At 72.4% G+C, this 16,218-nt stretch carries 18 protein-coding genes; 4 read left to right on the top strand and 14 right to left on the bottom strand.

What is annotated here, in order from left to right; translation table 11 throughout:
• Positions 1-3: 3 nt before the first annotated feature.
• From panD to AB4030_RS10805, 3 genes are all read right to left on the bottom strand, one after another.
• Positions 4-498 carry an aspartate 1-decarboxylase gene (gene panD, locus AB4030_RS10815; RefSeq protein WP_442279225.1) on the bottom strand — a complete coding sequence of 165 codons (495 nt, stop codon included), beginning with the start codon at positions 496-498 and terminating at the stop codon, positions 4-6.
• Positions 499-561: 63 nt separating this feature from the next.
• Positions 562-1,479 carry a pantoate--beta-alanine ligase gene (panC, locus tag AB4030_RS10810; RefSeq protein WP_442279224.1) on the bottom strand — a complete coding sequence of 306 codons (918 nt, stop codon included), beginning with the start codon at positions 1,477-1,479 and terminating at the stop codon, positions 562-564.
• A complete protein-coding gene (locus AB4030_RS10805) occupies positions 1,476-2,384 on the bottom strand; it encodes a Rossmann-like and DUF2520 domain-containing protein (protein WP_442279223.1) in 909 nt (302 codons plus the stop codon). The genes panC and AB4030_RS10805 overlap by 4 nt, the downstream gene beginning before the upstream one ends.
• A gap of 23 nt (positions 2,385-2,407) precedes the next feature.
• Between AB4030_RS10805 and AB4030_RS10800 the strand changes: the two genes are divergently transcribed.
• Complete coding sequence (locus AB4030_RS10800) at positions 2,408-3,487, top strand: SAM-dependent methyltransferase (protein WP_442279222.1); 1,080 nt, start codon at positions 2,408-2,410, stop codon at positions 3,485-3,487.
• Positions 3,488-3,497: 10 nt separating this feature from the next.
• Positions 3,498-4,028, top strand: a complete 531-nt coding sequence (locus AB4030_RS10795; protein WP_442279221.1) for a copper resistance CopC family protein — start codon at positions 3,498-3,500, stop codon at positions 4,026-4,028.
• A 16-nt stretch (positions 4,029-4,044) separates the two neighbouring features.
• Here the strand turns inward: AB4030_RS10795 and AB4030_RS10790 are convergent, their stop codons facing one another.
• Together AB4030_RS10790 and AB4030_RS10785 are read right to left on the bottom strand one after the other, a co-directional pair.
• Positions 4,045-4,458 (bottom strand): VOC family protein, encoded by a 414-nt coding sequence (locus tag AB4030_RS10790; RefSeq protein ID WP_442279220.1) that lies wholly within the window; start codon positions 4,456-4,458, stop codon positions 4,045-4,047.
• A 61-nt stretch (positions 4,459-4,519) separates the two neighbouring features.
• Positions 4,520-5,749 carry a cytochrome P450 gene (locus AB4030_RS10785; protein WP_442279219.1) on the bottom strand — a complete coding sequence of 410 codons (1,230 nt, stop codon included), beginning with the start codon at positions 5,747-5,749 and terminating at the stop codon, positions 4,520-4,522.
• An 86-nt stretch (positions 5,750-5,835) separates the two neighbouring features.
• Here AB4030_RS10785 and AB4030_RS10780 point away from each other — a divergent pair, with 86 nt between their 5' ends.
• A complete protein-coding gene (locus AB4030_RS10780) occupies positions 5,836-7,023 on the top strand; it encodes an NADH-quinone oxidoreductase subunit D (RefSeq protein ID WP_442279218.1) in 1,188 nt (395 codons plus the stop codon).
• Positions 7,024-7,031: 8 nt separating this feature from the next.
• The gene (locus AB4030_RS10775) at positions 7,032-7,259 is read left to right on the top strand and encodes a hypothetical protein (protein WP_442279217.1); all 228 of its coding nucleotides are present in this window, start codon (positions 7,032-7,034) and stop codon (positions 7,257-7,259) included.
• 108 nt (positions 7,260-7,367) lie between these two features.
• Here the strand turns inward: AB4030_RS10775 and AB4030_RS10770 are convergent, their stop codons facing one another.
• The 9 genes from AB4030_RS10770 to AB4030_RS10730 form a co-directional block, all read right to left on the bottom strand.
• Positions 7,368-7,847: a DUF3180 domain-containing protein gene (locus AB4030_RS10770; protein WP_442279216.1), complete on the bottom strand. Its 480-nt coding sequence runs from the start codon at positions 7,845-7,847 to the stop codon at positions 7,368-7,370.
• Positions 7,844-8,731, bottom strand: coding sequence for a 2-amino-4-hydroxy-6-hydroxymethyldihydropteridine diphosphokinase (folK, locus tag AB4030_RS10765; protein WP_442279215.1), 888 nt, complete (start codon positions 8,729-8,731; stop codon positions 7,844-7,846). The genes AB4030_RS10770 and folK overlap by 4 nt, the downstream gene beginning before the upstream one ends.
• On the bottom strand, positions 8,728-9,705 hold the full coding sequence (folP, locus tag AB4030_RS10760; protein WP_442279214.1) for a dihydropteroate synthase: 978 nt from the start codon (positions 9,703-9,705) through the stop codon (positions 8,728-8,730). The genes folK and folP overlap by 4 nt, the downstream gene beginning before the upstream one ends.
• Before the next feature lie 46 nt (positions 9,706-9,751).
• Positions 9,752-10,324 carry a GTP cyclohydrolase I FolE gene (folE, locus tag AB4030_RS10755; RefSeq protein WP_442279213.1) on the bottom strand — a complete coding sequence of 191 codons (573 nt, stop codon included), beginning with the start codon at positions 10,322-10,324 and terminating at the stop codon, positions 9,752-9,754.
• Between the two features lie 3 nt (positions 10,325-10,327).
• Positions 10,328-12,433 carry an ATP-dependent zinc metalloprotease FtsH gene (ftsH, locus tag AB4030_RS10750; protein WP_442279212.1) on the bottom strand — a complete coding sequence of 702 codons (2,106 nt, stop codon included), beginning with the start codon at positions 12,431-12,433 and terminating at the stop codon, positions 10,328-10,330.
• Between the two features lie 141 nt (positions 12,434-12,574).
• On the bottom strand, positions 12,575-13,402 hold the full coding sequence (locus tag AB4030_RS10745; protein WP_442279211.1) for a DUF1028 domain-containing protein: 828 nt from the start codon (positions 13,400-13,402) through the stop codon (positions 12,575-12,577).
• Positions 13,399-13,950, bottom strand: coding sequence for a hypoxanthine phosphoribosyltransferase (hpt, locus tag AB4030_RS10740; RefSeq protein WP_442279210.1), 552 nt, complete (start codon positions 13,948-13,950; stop codon positions 13,399-13,401). Before hpt ends, AB4030_RS10745 begins: the two co-directional genes overlap by 4 nt.
• A gap of 82 nt (positions 13,951-14,032) precedes the next feature.
• Positions 14,033-15,031, bottom strand: a complete 999-nt coding sequence (tilS, locus tag AB4030_RS10735) for a tRNA lysidine(34) synthetase TilS (RefSeq protein ID WP_442279321.1) — start codon at positions 15,029-15,031, stop codon at positions 14,033-14,035.
• A gap of 21 nt (positions 15,032-15,052) precedes the next feature.
• Entirely contained in the window at positions 15,053-16,156 is a 1,104-nt protein-coding gene (locus AB4030_RS10730; protein ID WP_442279209.1) for a zinc-dependent metalloprotease, read from the bottom strand.
• Positions 16,157-16,218: the final 62 nt, after the last annotated feature.

Genomic DNA, 16,218 nt, shown 5'->3' with positions numbered 1-16,218 from the left:
CTCTCAGTCCTGGGTCTGGTGCTGGGTCTCGTGCTGGGTCTCGTGCTGGGTCTCGTGCTGGGTCTCGTGCTGGCACTCGTGGTGGCGCCCGGTCACGGCCGAGGTCATCAGGCCGAATCCGTCCGGCACGTCCCCTGCATCGTGCCCCACCTCGACGACGTGGTTGCGCTCGTCCACGAAGACGACGTGCGGCTCGAACGTACGCGCCTCGGCATCGTCCATCGCGGCATAGGCGATGATGATGACCGTGTCGCCCGGCGAGATGAGCCGTGCGGCGGCGCCGTTGATGCAGACGATCCCCGTGCCCCGCTCGCCCTCGATCGCATACGTCGTCAGGCGGTTGCCGTTGTCGACGTCGACGACGTCGACCTGCTGGCCCGGCCACAGATCGGCCGCGTCGAGCAGGTCGCGGTCGATCGTCAGCGAACCGACGTAGTGCAGGTCGGCCTGCGTCACCGTCGCACGGTGGATCTTCGAGTGGAGCATGAAACGCTGCACGATGGGCTTCCTCGGGGACTGTCGACGGCGAGCGCCGTTGTGGGAGAGCGGGACTCAGGCCGCTCAGGTCTGCGTGAAGGTCTCGAGCGCCCCGCCGCCGGGGCCGACGAGGACCGGCAGGTTGTCGATGAGGCGGGTCGTGCCGACCCGACCGGCCACGGCCAGCAGCGCTTCGCCGCGATACCACTCCGGCACGTCCTCGAGGGTGTCCGGATGGACGAGCACGAGGTAGTCGATGAGCGCGAGCGGCTCGCGCACGAGCACGGACCGCGCGGCGCGACGGACCGCCGACGGGCCCTCGGGCGCCGCTGCCGCGCCGGCGCGCAGGGCGGCCGAGAGGCACAGGGCCGTCTCGCGGTCGGACGCCGTGAGGTAGGTGTTGCGGCTCGACATCGCGAGGCCGTCGGACTCGCGCACGGTCGGCACCGCCACGACACGCACCGGGAAGTCGAGGTCGCGACACATCCGGCGGATGAGCAGCAGCTGCTGGGCGTCCTTCTGCCCAAAGTAGGCCGCGCTGCACCGCGTCAGGTGCATGAGCTTGCCGACGACCGTGAGCATGCCGTCGAAGTGCCCGGGCCGGGCCTGGCCCTCGAGGACGTCGCCGAGCGGACCTGCGGAGACGCGCACCCCCGGGTCGCCCTCGGGGTAGACGACGTCGGGGGTCGGCGCGAAGACGAGGTCGACACCAGCGGCTGTGCAGATCTCGAGGTCGGCATCGAAGGTGCGCGGGTAGCGCGAGAGGTCCTCCTTGGGCCCGAACTGGAGCGGGTTGAGGAAGATCGTCACGACCACGTGGCGGTGCGCCTGGCGCGCCTGGTGGATCAGCGTCGCGTGTCCCTCGTGCAGGGCACCCATGGTCATGACGACGGCGATGTCGCCGTCGTCCAGCGCAGACCGGGCCTCGTGCAGCTCCTCACGGGTGCGGGCGACGACGGGGGCGATGGGCGGCGACGCGGGTGGCGCGGTGGTGTCGGTCACGGTTGGTCCTCCTCGTGCGCGAGCAGCTCGAGCAGCGGGTCGGCGTCGGAGGCGCGGAGGCGTCCGCTCAGCAGGGCACGCTGCGCCGTCGCGCGGGCCAGAGCCAGGTAGGTCGGGCGGATGTCCGGGGCCACCTTGCGCAGCATCGCGACGTGCTCGGCAACGGTACCGGCATCGCCGCGCGCCACCGGACCGGTGAGGGCTGCGTCACCTCGCTGGAGCGTGTTGGACAGGGCGGCCGTGAGCAGTGGCTCGAGGACACGCGCGGGGTCCTCGACCCCCGCGTCGACGAGCAGCTGCATCGACTGGGCGACCAGGGTGACGAGGTGGTTCGAGCCGTGGGCCAGGGCGGCGTGGTAGGTGACGCGGTCCTCCTCCGCGACCCAGACCGGGTCGCCGCCCATCTCGATCACGAGCGCCTCGCCGAGGGGCCGCGCGAGATCGGGGGTCGTCACGCCGAAGCAGCAGTCGTGCAGCCGGTCGAGGTCGAGCGGCGTGCCGGTGAACGTCATGGCCGGGTGGATCGCGAGCGGCACGATGTCGCTGCCGGCCGCCGACTCGAACACCGAGATGCCGTGCGCCCCGGACGTGTGCATGACGAGCTGGCCGGGCGTGAAGGTGCCGGTCGCGCTCAGCCCCGCGATGAGGTCGGCGAGGGCGTCGTCGGGCACGGCGAGCACCACGAGGTGGGCGCCGGCGACGACCTCGGGGATCGGCTTGACCGGCACTCCCGGCAGCAGGGTGGCGGCCCGCTCGAGGCTCTCCTCGCTGACGGCCGAGACGGCGCTGACGACGTGGCCGGCGCGGGCCAGAGCGGCTCCGAGGACGGCTCCGACGCGCCCGGCGCCCACGATGCCGACGTCGAAGCGCGCGGGACGCTCGTGCGGGGTGCTCACCCACGGCACGCTATCGCCTACAGTCCGGAGGCGTGGATCCCGTTCCCTGGCGCGACGCGTGGCACGAGGCGTTGTATGCCGCCGGGCGGGGTTTCTACGTCGCGCGCGGCGGTCCCGCCGCCCACTTCACGACAGCCGCACACGGTCCGACGGGACGCGTGCTCGCCGAGGCGGTGCTCGGGCTGTGGGCCGCCGAGCACGGCGCGGCGCCCCCCTCGGTCGTCGTCGACGTCGGCGCGGGCCGCGGCGAGCTCGCGACGCACCTGTTGGCCGCCCTCGAACACTCCGGGTCCAGGTATGCCGTCGCGCCCCCTCGCGACGGATCACCTCGACCCAGCGACGCCACCTCCGGGTCGAGGTATGCCGTCGCGCCCCCTCGCGACGGATCACCTCGCCCGCGGGTGGTGGCGGTGGACGTCGTCGACCGTCCGGAGGGGCTCGACCAGCACGTCGAGTGGCTCCGCTCCCCCGGCGGCGCGGGCCTCCCGCCCGAGCTCACCGACCTGCGCGACGCGCTCGTCGTCGCGCACGAGTGGCTCGACGTCGTCCCGTGCACGGTGGCCGAGGTCGACGACGACGGCACCCCCCGCGAGGTCCTCGTCGACCCCGCGTCGGGCGAGGAGTCCCGCGGTGCCATGCTCACCGACGCGGACCGTCGCTGGGCCGAGGCCCACTGGCCGACCACCAGGCCGGGCGACCGCATCGAGGTCGGCCGCGCCCGTGACGACGCGTGGTCCGACCTCGTCTCGCGCGTCGCCTCGGGCACGCTCGTCGCGGTGGACTACGGCCACACGGCGACGACGCGTCCCCTCGGTGGGACGCTCACGGCGTACGCCGGCGGTCAGCTGACCCCACCGGTGCCCGACGGGTCGTGCGACCTCACGGCCCACGTCGCGATGGACACGCTCGACGCGGACGTCGTGCGCACCCAGCGAGAGGCGCTGCAGGCCCTGGGGCTGACGGGCGCCATCCCGCCGCACGCGCTCGCGAGCGCCGACCCGGTCGCCTACCTCGCGGCGCTCGAGCGGGCCGGCGCCGAGGCGCGGCTGCTCGACGGGGACGGCTTCGGCGGCTTCTGGTGGGCCGTCAAGCGCGTTCCGGGCACGCCGTAACCTGAAGAGCATGCGTCGTCTCGCCTCAGCACTGCTCGCCCTGGGGCTGCTCGTCATGGTCCCCTCGGCGGCCTTCGCCCACGACGTGCTCGAGCGGACCAACCCGGCGGACGGCACGACCGTCACGCACCTGCCGAGCTCGGTGATACTCACCTTCTCCGAGGCGCCCCTCACGATCGGCGCGCAGGTCGTCGTCACCGGTCCCTCAGGACCCGTGTCGTCCGGCGCCCCGACGATCAAGGGCCGCGACGTCTCCCAGGCCATCGAAGCCACGGCCCCGGGCGGGGACTACACGGTGTCCTACCGCGTCACGTCCGACGACGGTCACCCCGTGACGGGCACCTTCTCGTTCCACGCGACGACCGGGCTCGACGGCTCGACGGCGACCGCGGGGGCCACGGTGCACGTCAAGCCGGTCGCCGCCACCGACGACCAGGGCTCACTCCTCGTGCCGATCCTGCTCACGATCGTGGGCACGGTCGTGCTGCTCGGGGTGGGTGGCTTCCTCGTGCTGCGCGGCCGCACGGCCGACCGGTCCTGACGCCCCCCCGGAGGGGTCAGCGGGGATCTGGCACCGAGTCCGTCGCCGGCAGCGGCTGGTTGAGGACCCAGCGGTGGCCGAAGGGGTCGTGGAAGACCGCGAGCCGGCCGATCGGCGGGTTGTCCTCGGGACCGCGGTCGAGCGTCGCGCCGCCCGCCTGCACCCGGCGGCAGCGCTCGTCGATGTCGGACACCGTGAGGTGCAGGGTCACGGCGTTGCCGCGCCCGGGGTCCGGGGCTGCCACACCTGCCTCGTCGAACGCGTCGGACATCATCCAGCTCGCTCCGTCGACGTCCAGCTCGCAGTGGCCGACGCGCCCGTCGTCCATGACGATCGGATCGACGGTCAGCTCGGCGCCGAGATGCTCGCGGTACCACTCGATCGCGCTGCGTGAGTCGGCCACGCAGATGTAGGGCGTGAGCTCACTCATGCCGTCCACGTCTCACTCGCTCGATGCGGCGACCCGGCCACGGGCACGCCCTGCCTGCCGTTCACGACGGGCGACGACGGGCGACGACGAGGCGCTCGTAGCCGCGCAGCACGAACGTCGGCCTGCGGGTGGCGTCGACGACCTCGACCGGTCCGAGTCGTTCGAGCAGTGCCCGGGTCGAGATCTGCAGCTCCATCCGGGCCAGCGGCGCCCCCAGGCAGAAGTGGATGCCGGCACCGAAGGCGAGGTGCGGGTTCGGGTCGCGGTCCGCCACGAAGCGGTCGGGCTCGGCGAAGACGGCAGGGTCGCGATTGGCGGCGCCGAGCAGGGCGGCGACCTTCTCACCGCGGCGGACCGTGACGCCGTGGAGCTCGACGTCCGCCGTCGCGGTGCGCTCGAAGAGGTGGAGCGGTGAGTCGTGCCGCAGCATCTCCTCGACGACCCGGTCGACGGCTCCGGGCTCGTCCAAGGCCGCCACCACGGCCTCGAGCTGGGCGGGGTCCGCCAGGACCGAGGCGAGGCCGTTGCCGAAACCGTTGACGCTGGCCTCGTGGCCCGCGTTGAGCAGCAGGACGACCGTGGCGATGAGCTCGCGCGGCGAGAGCCGGTCGCCGCCGTCACGCTCCTGCACGAGCGAGGTGAGCAGGTCGTCCCCCGGTGCCGCGGCCCGGTCGGCGGCGAGCCGCTCGACGTAGGCCGCGAACTCCTCACAGGCGCGCTGCGCGTCCTGCTGGGCGTGCTCGTCCGGGTCGACCTCGTACATCCGGACGATGGCCTGCGACCAGTCGCGGAGCCGCTTCCAGTCCGCCGTCGGCGCGCCGAGCAGCTCGCAGATGACCAGCACCGGCAGTGGCTCCGCATAGGTGGCGATGACGTCGACCCGGCCGTCGCGCTCGAGGACGTGCTCGACCTCGTCGAGCAGGCCCGCCGCCACCTCCTCGACCCGGGGACGCAGCCGTGCCACGTGCCCGCGGGCGAAGGCGCCCGCGACGAGCCGGCGCAGCCGCGTGTGCTTGGGCGGCTCGGAGTCGAGGATCGAGTCGGCGTGCAACCAGTCGAACGTCGTCCAGCCGTCGTCGCCGCTCGATCGCGGGCGCAGGATGCGGCCGAGCCGACGGTCGCGCAGGACGTCGTTGGCGGCCGCGTGCGTCGTCGTGACCCAGAGGCCCAGCCCCTCGTGCCACAGGACGGGCGCGTGCTCGCGGGCCCGGGCCAGGGCCGCGTAGGGGTCGGCGACGAAAGCGGGATCGCGCAGGTCGAAGGTCGCGCGCGGCACGGGCGTCGGGCTCACGTGTCCACTCTGCCGCACCGGGGCCACCCGGCGGGAGGAGGGGCCACACGGCATACAGCACGGGTCTGGGCCGTAGGCTCGGGCGCATGACGGACACCACCGCCGCGTCGCCGCACCAGCGTCAGGCCCTGACCGTCGGGGTCGGTGCGGGCGGCCTCGCGACGGCCGACATGGTGCTCAACATCGGCCCGCAGCACCCGGCCACGCACGGCGTGCTCCGGCTGCGCATCGTCGTCGACGGCGAGCGGATCGTCAGCGCCGAGCCGATCGTCGGCTACATGCACCGGGGCGCCGAGAAGCTCTTCGAGGTCCGCGACTACCGCCAGATCATCGTGCTCGCCAACCGGCACGACTGGCTCAGCGCCTTCTCCAACGAGCTCGGCGTCGTGCTCGGCGTCGAGCAGATGCTCGGCATGGAGGTGCCCGAACGGGCCGTCTGGGCACGCACCGCGCTCGCGGAGCTCAACCGCGTGCTCAACCACCTGATGTTCCTCGGCAGCTACCCCCTCGAGCTCGGCGCCATCACGCCGGTCTTCCACGCGTTCCGCGAGCGCGAGGAGCTCCAGGCCGTCATGGAGGAGGTGTCGGGCGGGCGCATGCACTACATGTTCAACCGCGTCGGCGGCCTCAAGGAGGACCTCCCGGCCGGGTGGATGGGCCGCGTCGACAACGCGATCGCCAACGTGCGCAAGCGACTTCCCGACCTCGAGCGCCTCATCGTGGGCAACGAGATCCTCGAGGCACGGACGCGTGGGGTGGGGGTCCTGTCGCGGGCCATGGTCGAGGCCTACGGCGTCTCCGGCCCGGTCGCGAGGGCCAGCGGGCTCGACGTCGACCTGCGCCGCGACGCGCCCTACCTCGCCTACGGGGAGCTCTTCGGCGACCAGGGTCCCGGCCGTGTCGTGACCCGTACGGCCGGCGACTGCCTGTCCCGCCTCGAGGTGCTGCTCGAGCAGGTCCACGTCTCGCTCGACGTCGCGCAGGCCTGCCTCGACCGGCTCGTGCAGCTGCCGCGGGGCCCGATCAACGTCAAGCTGCCCAAGGTCCTCAAGGTGCCCGAGGGCGAGATCTACAGCGCGACCGAGAACCCCCTCGGCTTCAACGGCTACTACCTCGTCTCGCGCGGCGAGAAGACGCCGTGGCGGCTCAAGCTGCGCTCCGCGTCGTTCAACAACGTCTCCGTGCTCTCCGAGATGCTGCCGGGCCAGCTCATCGCCGACATGGTCGCGATCCTCGGATCGATGTTCTTCGTCGTCGGGGACATCGACAAGTGAGGGGTCGTATGCCGTCCGCCCGCCCCACGCGCGCGAGTGTCCTGCGGGCCGTGGCCGTCACGGTCATCACGGCCACCATCGCGTTCGCCGCGGCGTGCTCCGACGAGGACACGGTCGACACCATCCCGCCGCCGTGGCCGGCGCGCACCACGACCCCGGACGGGCCGCCCCGGCCGCCGTCCGTCCCGACCACGCCTGCCCCCACGTCGACGGTCACCATCGCCGGCACCACCTGACGCGGGACCCCCGAGGACCTGCGGATGGTGCTGCGTCTGGTGGTGTCATCACCCCACCGGGCGCAGCACCATGACGCACACGATGCAGCAGGGCACGACGCCAGGGGATCAGGCCGGGGGCTGATCCTCGTCCTCGTCGTCGCGCGGACGCAGCCGGCACCAGTTCTGCACGACCATGCCCGCGACGGCGAGCAGCAGCGCCACGACGGCGTGCAGCACGAACAGCCAGATGCGGCCGCGCTGGGACTCGACGTCGGCGTCGGGCAGCAGGACGAGCGCGTTCGCGGCATACCACCCGACGAGCACCGCCCCGGTGAGCGCCCCAGCCTGGCCGAGCACGAGCGTCCGTGCGGCGCGCAGCGGGGTGACGGCAGGGTGGGACAGTCCGTCGCGGACCTTGCGCACCTGCCAACCGGCAAGGAGCAGCCCGCCGCCGAGGAAGAGCATGGCGACCGCCCCGATCCAGCCCGGCTCGGGCATGGGGCTGCCGCCGGAGGAGAGCCAGCGCAGCGCGAGCCACGCAACCACCGTCATGCCCACGCCCACGAGCACGAGCGTCTGGACCCGGATGCCGGAGTGTGGTCTCACTGCTGCTCCCATCGGGGACCGGGGCGCACACCCGATCGGTCGAGGTCGGCCAGCAGGTCGACCACCAGGCGTATGCCGCCGTCCCCGGCGCCCACGCGCAGCGTGGCCCTGGGGTCGGCGTCGGCCCACGGCACGAGGACGAAGGCGCGCTCGTGGGCGCGCGGATGGGGCAGGAGCAGCGCGGGATCGTCGCTGACGACTTCGCGCGAGCTGCCAGGGGTCCCGAACTGGATCAGGTCGAGATCGAGCGTTCTTGCGCCCCAACGAATCTCACGGGTGCGGCCGTGCTCGGCCTCGATGGCGTGGAGCGCGGCGAGCAGGTCGGCAGGGGCCGACGTCGCGCGCCCGACGGCCACCGCGTTGAGGTAGGGCGGCTGGTCCGGACCGCCGACGGGGTCGGTCTCGACGACCTCCGACACAGCCGTCACGGTGAGGCCGGGGAGGTTGCGCAGGGCTCGCACGGCCGCCGCGAGGGTCTCTCCGCGGTCACCGAGGTTGGAGCCGAGCGCGATGGCGACGTGCGCGGCGTTGGCGCGCTCGACGCGCACCTGAACGTCGGTGAACGGGTGGCCGACCGGCGCCTCGGGCTTGTGGACGACGACCTCGACGAGCTCGACGAGGTCGTGGCGCAGCACATCGTCGGCGATGACCTCGGCGAGGCGCTCGATGAGGTCGAACGACGGGCCCGTGATGCGGGCGACGACGTCGCCGGCCACCTCGGCGTAGTTGACCGTGGCGGCGAGGTCGTCGGTGCGACCGGCCCGCTCGAGGTCGCACGCCATGGTCACGTCGACGAGGAAGGTCTGGCCGTCGCGCTTCTCGAAGGCGAGCACGCCATGGTTGCCGCGGGCCGAGACGCCCTGCAGCACGATGCGGTCGGTCATCGGCCGAGGCCCCCGGACGCGTCGCCGAGCTCGTCGGGGCCATCGTCGTCGGGGACATCGTCGTCGGAGGCATCGTCGTCGGGGGCGTGCTCGAGGGCGGCCTGGACGACGGTGAGCGCGCGCACCGTCGAGGCGACGTCGTGCACGCGTACGCACCAGAGCCCCGCCATGGCCGCCATCACCGAGGTCGCGGTCGTCTCGACGTCGCGGTCCGCGGCGGGCCTCGGCGCGGCCCCCTCGTCACGACCGAGGCGACCGAGGAAGGTCTTGCGTGAGGCTCCGAGCAGGATCGGCTGGCCGAGGTCGTGCAGCGCCGGCAGGGCGGCCAGGAGGGCCCAGTTGTGGTCGGCGTTCTTCGCGAACCCGAGCCCGGGGTCGAGCACGAGGTTCTCCGCCTCGATGCCGCCGTCGAGCAACGCGTCGCGCCGCTCGGCGAGCTCACGGATGACGTCGTCGACGACGTCGTCGTAGACGGCGCGCGACTGCATGTCGGTGCTGTGCCCGCGCCAGTGCATGGCGATGAAGGGCAGTCGGTTGGCCGCGACCCAAGGCACCATCTCGGGGTCGGCCAGGCCGCCTGAGACGTCGTTGACGATCGAGGCCCCCGCCTCGACCGCAGCTCGCGCGACCGAGGCCCGCATCGTGTCGACGGAGACGACCGCACCCTCGGCGGCCAGAGCGGTGACGAGCGGGACGACGCGGCGCAGCTCCTCCTCGACCGACGGGCGCTCGGCTCCGGGTCTCGTCGACTCGCCGCCCACGTCGACGATGTCGGCGCCGGCCGCGACGACGTCGCGGCCGTGCGCGATGGCGGCGTCCGGCTCGAACCACTGCCCGCCGTCGGAGAAGGAGTCGGGCGTCACGTTGACGACGCCCATGACGAGCGCGCGGTCGGTGACCGACAGGAGCGTGGTCGCGTCGGGGGCGGTCCGGTCGCGGCGGGCTGACGAAGCTGACGAGGCAGACGCAGTCATGAGCGCCATTGTGTCGCGGGTGAAGTGGTGGAGGTCCGGCCCGGGATCACTTGTTGCCCTCGAGCATCAGCGCCATGGCCTCTGCTCGAGTTGCCGCGTTGCGCAGCTGACCGCGGACCGCCGAGGTGATGGTGCTCGCCCCGGGCTTGCGGATGCCACGCATCGACATGCACAGGTGCTCGGCCTGGACGACGACGATGACGCCCTGGACGTCGAGGTGCTCGACCATCGCGTCGGCGATCTGGGTCGTGAGGCGCTCCTGCACCTGGGGCCGCCGGGCGTAGACCTCGACGAGGCGCGCGAGCTTCGACAGCCCGGTGACCCGACCGTCCTTGCCCGGGATGTAGCCCACGTGAGCCACCCCGTGGAACGGCACGAGGTGGTGCTCGCACGTGCTGTAGAGCTCGATGTCCCGCACGATGACGAGCTCCTGGTGGTCGATCTCGAACGTCGTGCCGAGGACGTCAGCCGCCGTCATGTCGAGCCCGGCGTAGATCTCGGCGAACGAACGAGCCACTCTGCCCGGGGTGTCGAGCAGACCCTCGCGTTCGGGGTCCTCGCCGATGGCGAGGAGCAGCTCCCGCACGGCCGCCTCCGCCCGTGCCTGGTCGATCGCCACCCGTCAGCCCTTCTCGTTGGGGTTGACGGGGCGGTCGTCCGGCACCTCGATGATGTGCTCGGCGGGGTGCTCCTCGGCCAGGGGGTGGGCGCCCACCGACGCAGCCTCGTCGATCTTGTCCTCGAGCCTCTTGTCGGCCGGCACCGGCGGCGGCAGGTGACCGTTCTGGCCACCCGAGCCGTTCTGCGCCGCGATCTCTGCGGGCGTCAGCACCGGCGGCCGGTCGCTGAGCTGGCGCGTCTGCGACGACAGCCAGGTCGGGCGCTGCGGCGCCTTGGAGACCGACTTGAACAGCTCGGCCAGCTCGTGGACGTTGAGCGTCTCCTTCTCGAGGAGCTCGAGGACGAGGTGGTCGAGCAGGTCGCGGTTGGCGTTGAGAGCGGCGTACGCCTCGTCGTGGGCCGCGTCGATGAGGGCTCGGACCTCCTCGTCGACGATGCGGGCGACCTCCTCGGAGTAGTCGCGCTGGTGGCCCATGTCGCGGCCGAGGAAGACCTCGCCGGTGCTCTGGCCGAGCTTGATGGCACCCACGCGTGCGGACATGCCGAACTCGGTGACCATCTTGCGGGCCATCCCCGTGGCCTTCTCGATGTCGTTGCTCGCACCGGTGGTCGGCTCGTGGAAGACGATCTCCTCGGCGACGCGGCCACCGAGGGCGTAGGCGAGCTGGTCGAGGATCTCGTTGCGCGTCGTGGAGTACTTGTCGTCGAGCGGCATGACCATCGTGTAGCCGAGGGCGCGACCGCGCGGGAGGATCGTGATCTTCGTGACCGGGTCGGTGTGGTTGAGCGCCGCGGCGACGAGGGCGTGACCACCCTCGTGGTAGGCCGTGATCTTGCGCTCCTTGGCCGACATGATGCGCGTGCGCTTCTGCGGACCGGCGATGACGCGGTCGATGGCCTCGTCGAGGGCCTCGTTGTCGATGACCTTCCGGTCGCCGCGAGCGGTGAGCAGGGCGGCCTCGTTGAGGACGTTGGCGAGGTCGGCGCCGGTGAAACCCGGCGTGCGGCGGGCGACGGCGAGCAGGTCGACGTCGGCCGTCACGGGCTTGCCCTGGGCGTGGACCTCGAGGATCCGGTGGCGGCCGATCATGTCGGGCGCGTCGACGGCGATCTGGCGGTCGAAGCGGCCCGGACGCAGCAGGGCCGGGTCGAGGATGTCGGGGCGGTTGGTCGCCGCGATGAGGATGACGTTGGTCTTGACGTCGAAGCCGTCCATCTCGACGAGGAGCTGGTTGAGCGTCTGCTCGCGCTCGTCGTGACCGCCGCCCATGCCGGCGCCGCGGTGGCGTCCGACGGCGTCGATCTCGTCGACGAAGACGATGGCTGGGGCGTTGGCCTTGGCCTGCTCGAAGAGGTCGCGGACGCGGCTCGCGCCGACACCGACGAACATCTCGACAAAGTCGGAGCCGGAGATCGAGTAGAACGGCACGCCCGCCTCACCGGCGACAGCTCGGGCGAGCAGCGTCTTGCCGGTACCGGGCTGGCCGTAGAGCAGCACACCCTTGGGGATCTTGGCGCCGACCGCGAGGAACTTCGCGGGCTCCTGGAGGAACTCCTTGATCTCCTGGAGCTCCTCGATGGCCTCGTCGCAGCCGGCGACGTCGGAGAAGGTCACCTTGGGCGTGTCCTTCGTCGCGAGCTTCGCGCGGGACTTGCCGAACTGCATGACGCGGTTGCCACCGCCCTGCATCTGGCCCATGAGGAACCAGAAGAGCCCGAGGATGACGAGGATCGGCAGGACCGAGAAGAGCAGCGAGCCGAACCAGCTGGGCTGGTCGATCTGGTCGTCGACGCCCTGGGCCGGCGGCTTGGCGTCGAGCGCGTCGACGACCTGCTTGCCACGCGCGTCGACGTAGAAGGCGTAGACGGTCTTCGCGTCCTTCACCGTGCCGTCGGGCGAGGTGTAGGGCTTCTTGAGGGTCAGCTCCATGCGCTCGTTGTTGAGCAGCTTGGCCGACTCGACGTTGCCGTCGGTGATCTGCGTCATCGCAGCCGACGTGTCGATCCGGGGCGGGCCGGACTCGGAGAACATCATGCCGAAGACGAGCGCGCTGATGAGGACCAAGATCCACAGCAGTGGTGTGCGCAGAATCCGCTTAGCGTCCATGTACGTGCGGGACCTGTCGGGCCCCGGTCCTCCTGCTCGTCCGGTGAGTTTGTCCACCGGCACAACGTCCGGTGGACCACCAGTGTTCCGCATGCGGCGGGCCCGTGACCAACCCGGCCGTCGCGGGTTCCGGTCGCAGCGTCAGCCGCCGGTGGCGGCGCGGAGGGCCTCGAGGACGCGGCGGTCGATGCCGTCGGGGCTGAGACGGGCCTCGTAGTTGGCGTTGCCGGCCCAGTCGGCCAGGGCCGTGGCGCCGTCGTCGCCGGTGAAGCCGACACGCGCCAGCCGGTCGCGCACCTCGTCGGCGAGTGCTCCCTCGAGCGGCGCGACGTCCTCCGGCCGGCCGAAGTACATCTCCCAGTCCGAGAGCAGCCGGCCGAGCTCGGTCACGGGGTCGGCGTGGTCGTCGACGCGAAGGTCGGCGAGCACCCCGCAGGCGTCGTAGCCCGCACCCGGCTCCACGGCATACAGCGCCGTGCTCTGGCGCCCACGGGAGTCGCCCCCGGCGTCGTCGCCGGCGACGAGCGCGGCGAGGAGCCGTCGGGCCAGGGGCTGCCCGGCCGAGTCGTGCCACGCACGCTCCATGGCCTCGACGACCTCGGGCCCCGTGAGGATGTTGCCCTGAATGGCGTATGCCGTGTCGCCGTCGTCGCGCGCGACGCCGCCGGCCCAGTCGTTGCACTCCGAGCCGGTGAAGGTCGCGGCGGACGCGAGTCCGACGACCCCGACCTGGCGCGTCTCGCGGCCCTCGTCGAGGACGGTGGCGGCGTCGAGCGCGTCGTCGGCCGACTCCCCCGCGGCCAGGCGGCCGAGCAGCTCGTCGAGGTAGGCGACGCGGGCGAAGGACTGCGTCGCGACGGCCCCGACGCCGAGCCGTGCACCCGGGACCACGGCGCCGACGGCGAGGAACTTGCTCGCGACGGCGATGCCGTGGGCCTCACCCTGTCGGGCGACGATCGAGAAGGTCACGCGTAGACGTGCGGCGCGAGGGTGCCGACGCAGCGCAGGTTGCGGTACTTCTCGGCGTAGTCGAGCCCGTAGCCCACGACGAACTCGTTGGGGATGTCGAAGCCGACGTACTTGACCGGGATGTCGACCTTGACGACGTCGGGCTTGCGCAGCAGGGTGCAGATCTCCACCGACGCGGGGCTGCGCGACTCGAGGTTGGACTTGATCCACGAGAGGGTCAGGCCGGAGTCGATGATGTCCTCGATGATGAGCACGTGCCGGCCGGTGATGTCGGTGTCGAGGTCCTTGAGGATGCGCACGACGCCCGAGCTCTTGGTGCCGGAGCCGTAGGACGAGACCGCCATCCAGTCCATCGGCGCGGTGCCGGGCAGGGCGCGCATGAGGTCGGCCATGACGACCACGGCGCCCTTGAGGACCCCGACGAGCAGGAACTCCTTGCCCTCGTAGTCCTTCCAGATGTCGGCGGCGAGCTCGGCGAGCCGGGCCTGGATCTGCTCCTCGGTGAGCAGGACCTTGGCCAGGTCGTCTCCCATGTGCTCGTGATCCACGAAGGCTCCTCAGTGCGGTGCGGGGGGTCGTGCGGGGCGGGACCATTCAACCGCACCCGACCGGGGGGCCCACACCGCGCGGTCAGGCGTTGGCGGCTTGGCGCAGCGGGCTGAAGACGATGGCCCCGTCCGTGCGGGCGACGGCGATGCCGCCCGGGACGTGGAGCGGGCCCTGGCCGTGCCACGAGGTCAGCAGGGCGTCGAGCGACTCGACGTGCGCAGCGCTGACGTCGGCGAGCGGTGCGCCGGCCTCGGCGGCGAGCAATCTCCACACGCGAGTGCGGATCGCCCGGGGCAGGGCCGCGAGGGCTACGAGGTCCACGCCGTCGCCGCCGGGTCCCCCCGGGAGGTCCGCGCGGGCGGTCAGGGCCAGGCTCTCCAGGTAGTCGGCATCCTCGCGGAGCAGGTCGGCGCTGCGCGCGAGCGCCGCAGCGAACCCGGGCCCGAGCTCGGACTCGAGCGCCGCGAGCAGGCGCCGCGCCCGCACCCGGCGGAACGTGTCGTCGCTGTTGTGGGGGTCGTCCCACGGGTCGATGCCGTAGGCCGCGCAGGCAGCCAGTGTCGTGGCGCGCGGCAGGGCGAGAAGGGGGCGCACGAAGCGGTCCCGGCGCACGGGCATACCGCTGAGCGACCGGGCCCCCGAGCCCCTCGACAGGCCCAGCAGCACCTGCTCGGCCTGGTCGTCGCGCGTGTGACCGATCAACACGGTGCACGCGCCGAGCCGGTCGGCAGCCGCCTCGAGGGCGGCGTAGCGCGCCGAGCGGGCGTCCGCCTCGAGGCCGGCGCCGCTCGTGCGCACCTCGGCGCGCACGACCTCGACCGGGTCGAGCCCCATCTCGTGACAGAGGGCGGCAGCGTCCTCGGCCACCCGGGCGGAGTGCTCCTGGAGGGCGTGGTCGACGACGAGGGCGCCGCCGCGCACCCCCGCGCGGGGCGCCTCGAAGGCGAGCGCCGCGGCGAGGGCCACCGAGTCAGGACCTCCCGAGCAGGCGACGAGCACGACGCCTCCCGCGGGCACGTCAGCGAGGTGCTCGCGCACCGCGAGTCGGGTGGCGGCGACGGCGGGGTCGGGACCGGGCATCTGCGCTGGGGCTCGCATCGCTCAGCCGTGGACCCGACGCACCCAGGCGTCCGGCTCGAGGATCTCGGCGGCCCGCGGCAGGGTCTCCGGCGAGGTCCAGACGGCGTTGAACCCGTCGCGACCGACCCGGTCGGTGACGGCCCGGACGAAGACGGCTCCGTCGCGGTACTGGCGCATCTTGGCCTCGAGACCGAGCAGCTTGCGCAGCAGGCGGTCGACCCCGACCGCGCTGTTGCGGCGCGCGTCGAACTTGCGACGGATCTCGTCGACGCTCGGGATGACCTTCGGGCCGACGGCGTCCATGACGACGTCGGCATGGCCCTCGAGCAGCGACATGACGGCCGTCAGCTCGGCGATCTGCGCCTTCTGCTCGGGGGTCGCGAGGAGCTGGCCGATCCCCTCTCCCGAGCTCAGCACCTGGGGAAGGTTCTTCGTCAGCTGCTCGAACCGCCTCGACAGGTCCTCCGGCGTGGGCGCGAGGTCCACGGCGAGGGCCTGGGTGCGGGCGACCATGTGGTCACGCAGCCACGGCACTGCGGTGAACTGCACACGGTGCGTTTCCTCGTGCATGGCCACCCATCGGCGGAAGTCGGTCGGGTCGACCTGCATGCGCCGCTCGGCGGCGACGATGTTCGGTGCGACCAGCAGCAGGCGAGGCGTGCCGCCGGGCGCGAGGTCGTACTGGCCAAGCACCTTGCTCGAGAGGAAGGCGAGCAGGCCGCCCATCTCGGCGCCGGTCACCTTGCCGCCGATCGCCGCGGCCGTGGCACTCGTCGAGGACTTCTTCGTCGCGTTGAGCTTGTCGACGACGGGGTCGAGCATCGCCTTGAACGAGTCGACGTTGACGCTGATCCAGCCCGCACGGTCGACGACCAGCGGGTCGGGTGCGTCGGCGGGCGCCGTGAGGGCACTGGTCTCGGCGACCGGGGCGACGGCCTCCGCGGCCGCTGCACGCAGGTCGGCCACGATCGCGGCGGCCTCGTCGCTCGAGACCTGCGGCCCGGGGTTGACGACCAACCGTCCGGTCCGCTTCGCGAACTCGTAGTCGACGGACGCGGCCGGCGCACCCCCCGAGCGGTCAGGACGGCTGGCGTCCACTGGAGTCGGGAGGGTTGTGTCGGTCATGCCAGCCCTTTCCGTGCCGTGACGGTGTCGTCGTCGCGAGAGGTGTCTGGGAGGCCCATCGG

It is taken from the genome of Terrabacter sp. 2YAF2, from assembly GCF_052114705.1.
In the GTDB taxonomy this organism is placed as follows: domain Bacteria; phylum Actinomycetota; class Actinomycetes; order Actinomycetales; family Dermatophilaceae; genus Terrabacter.
This window is presented reverse-complemented; position numbering and strand designations above follow the sequence as displayed.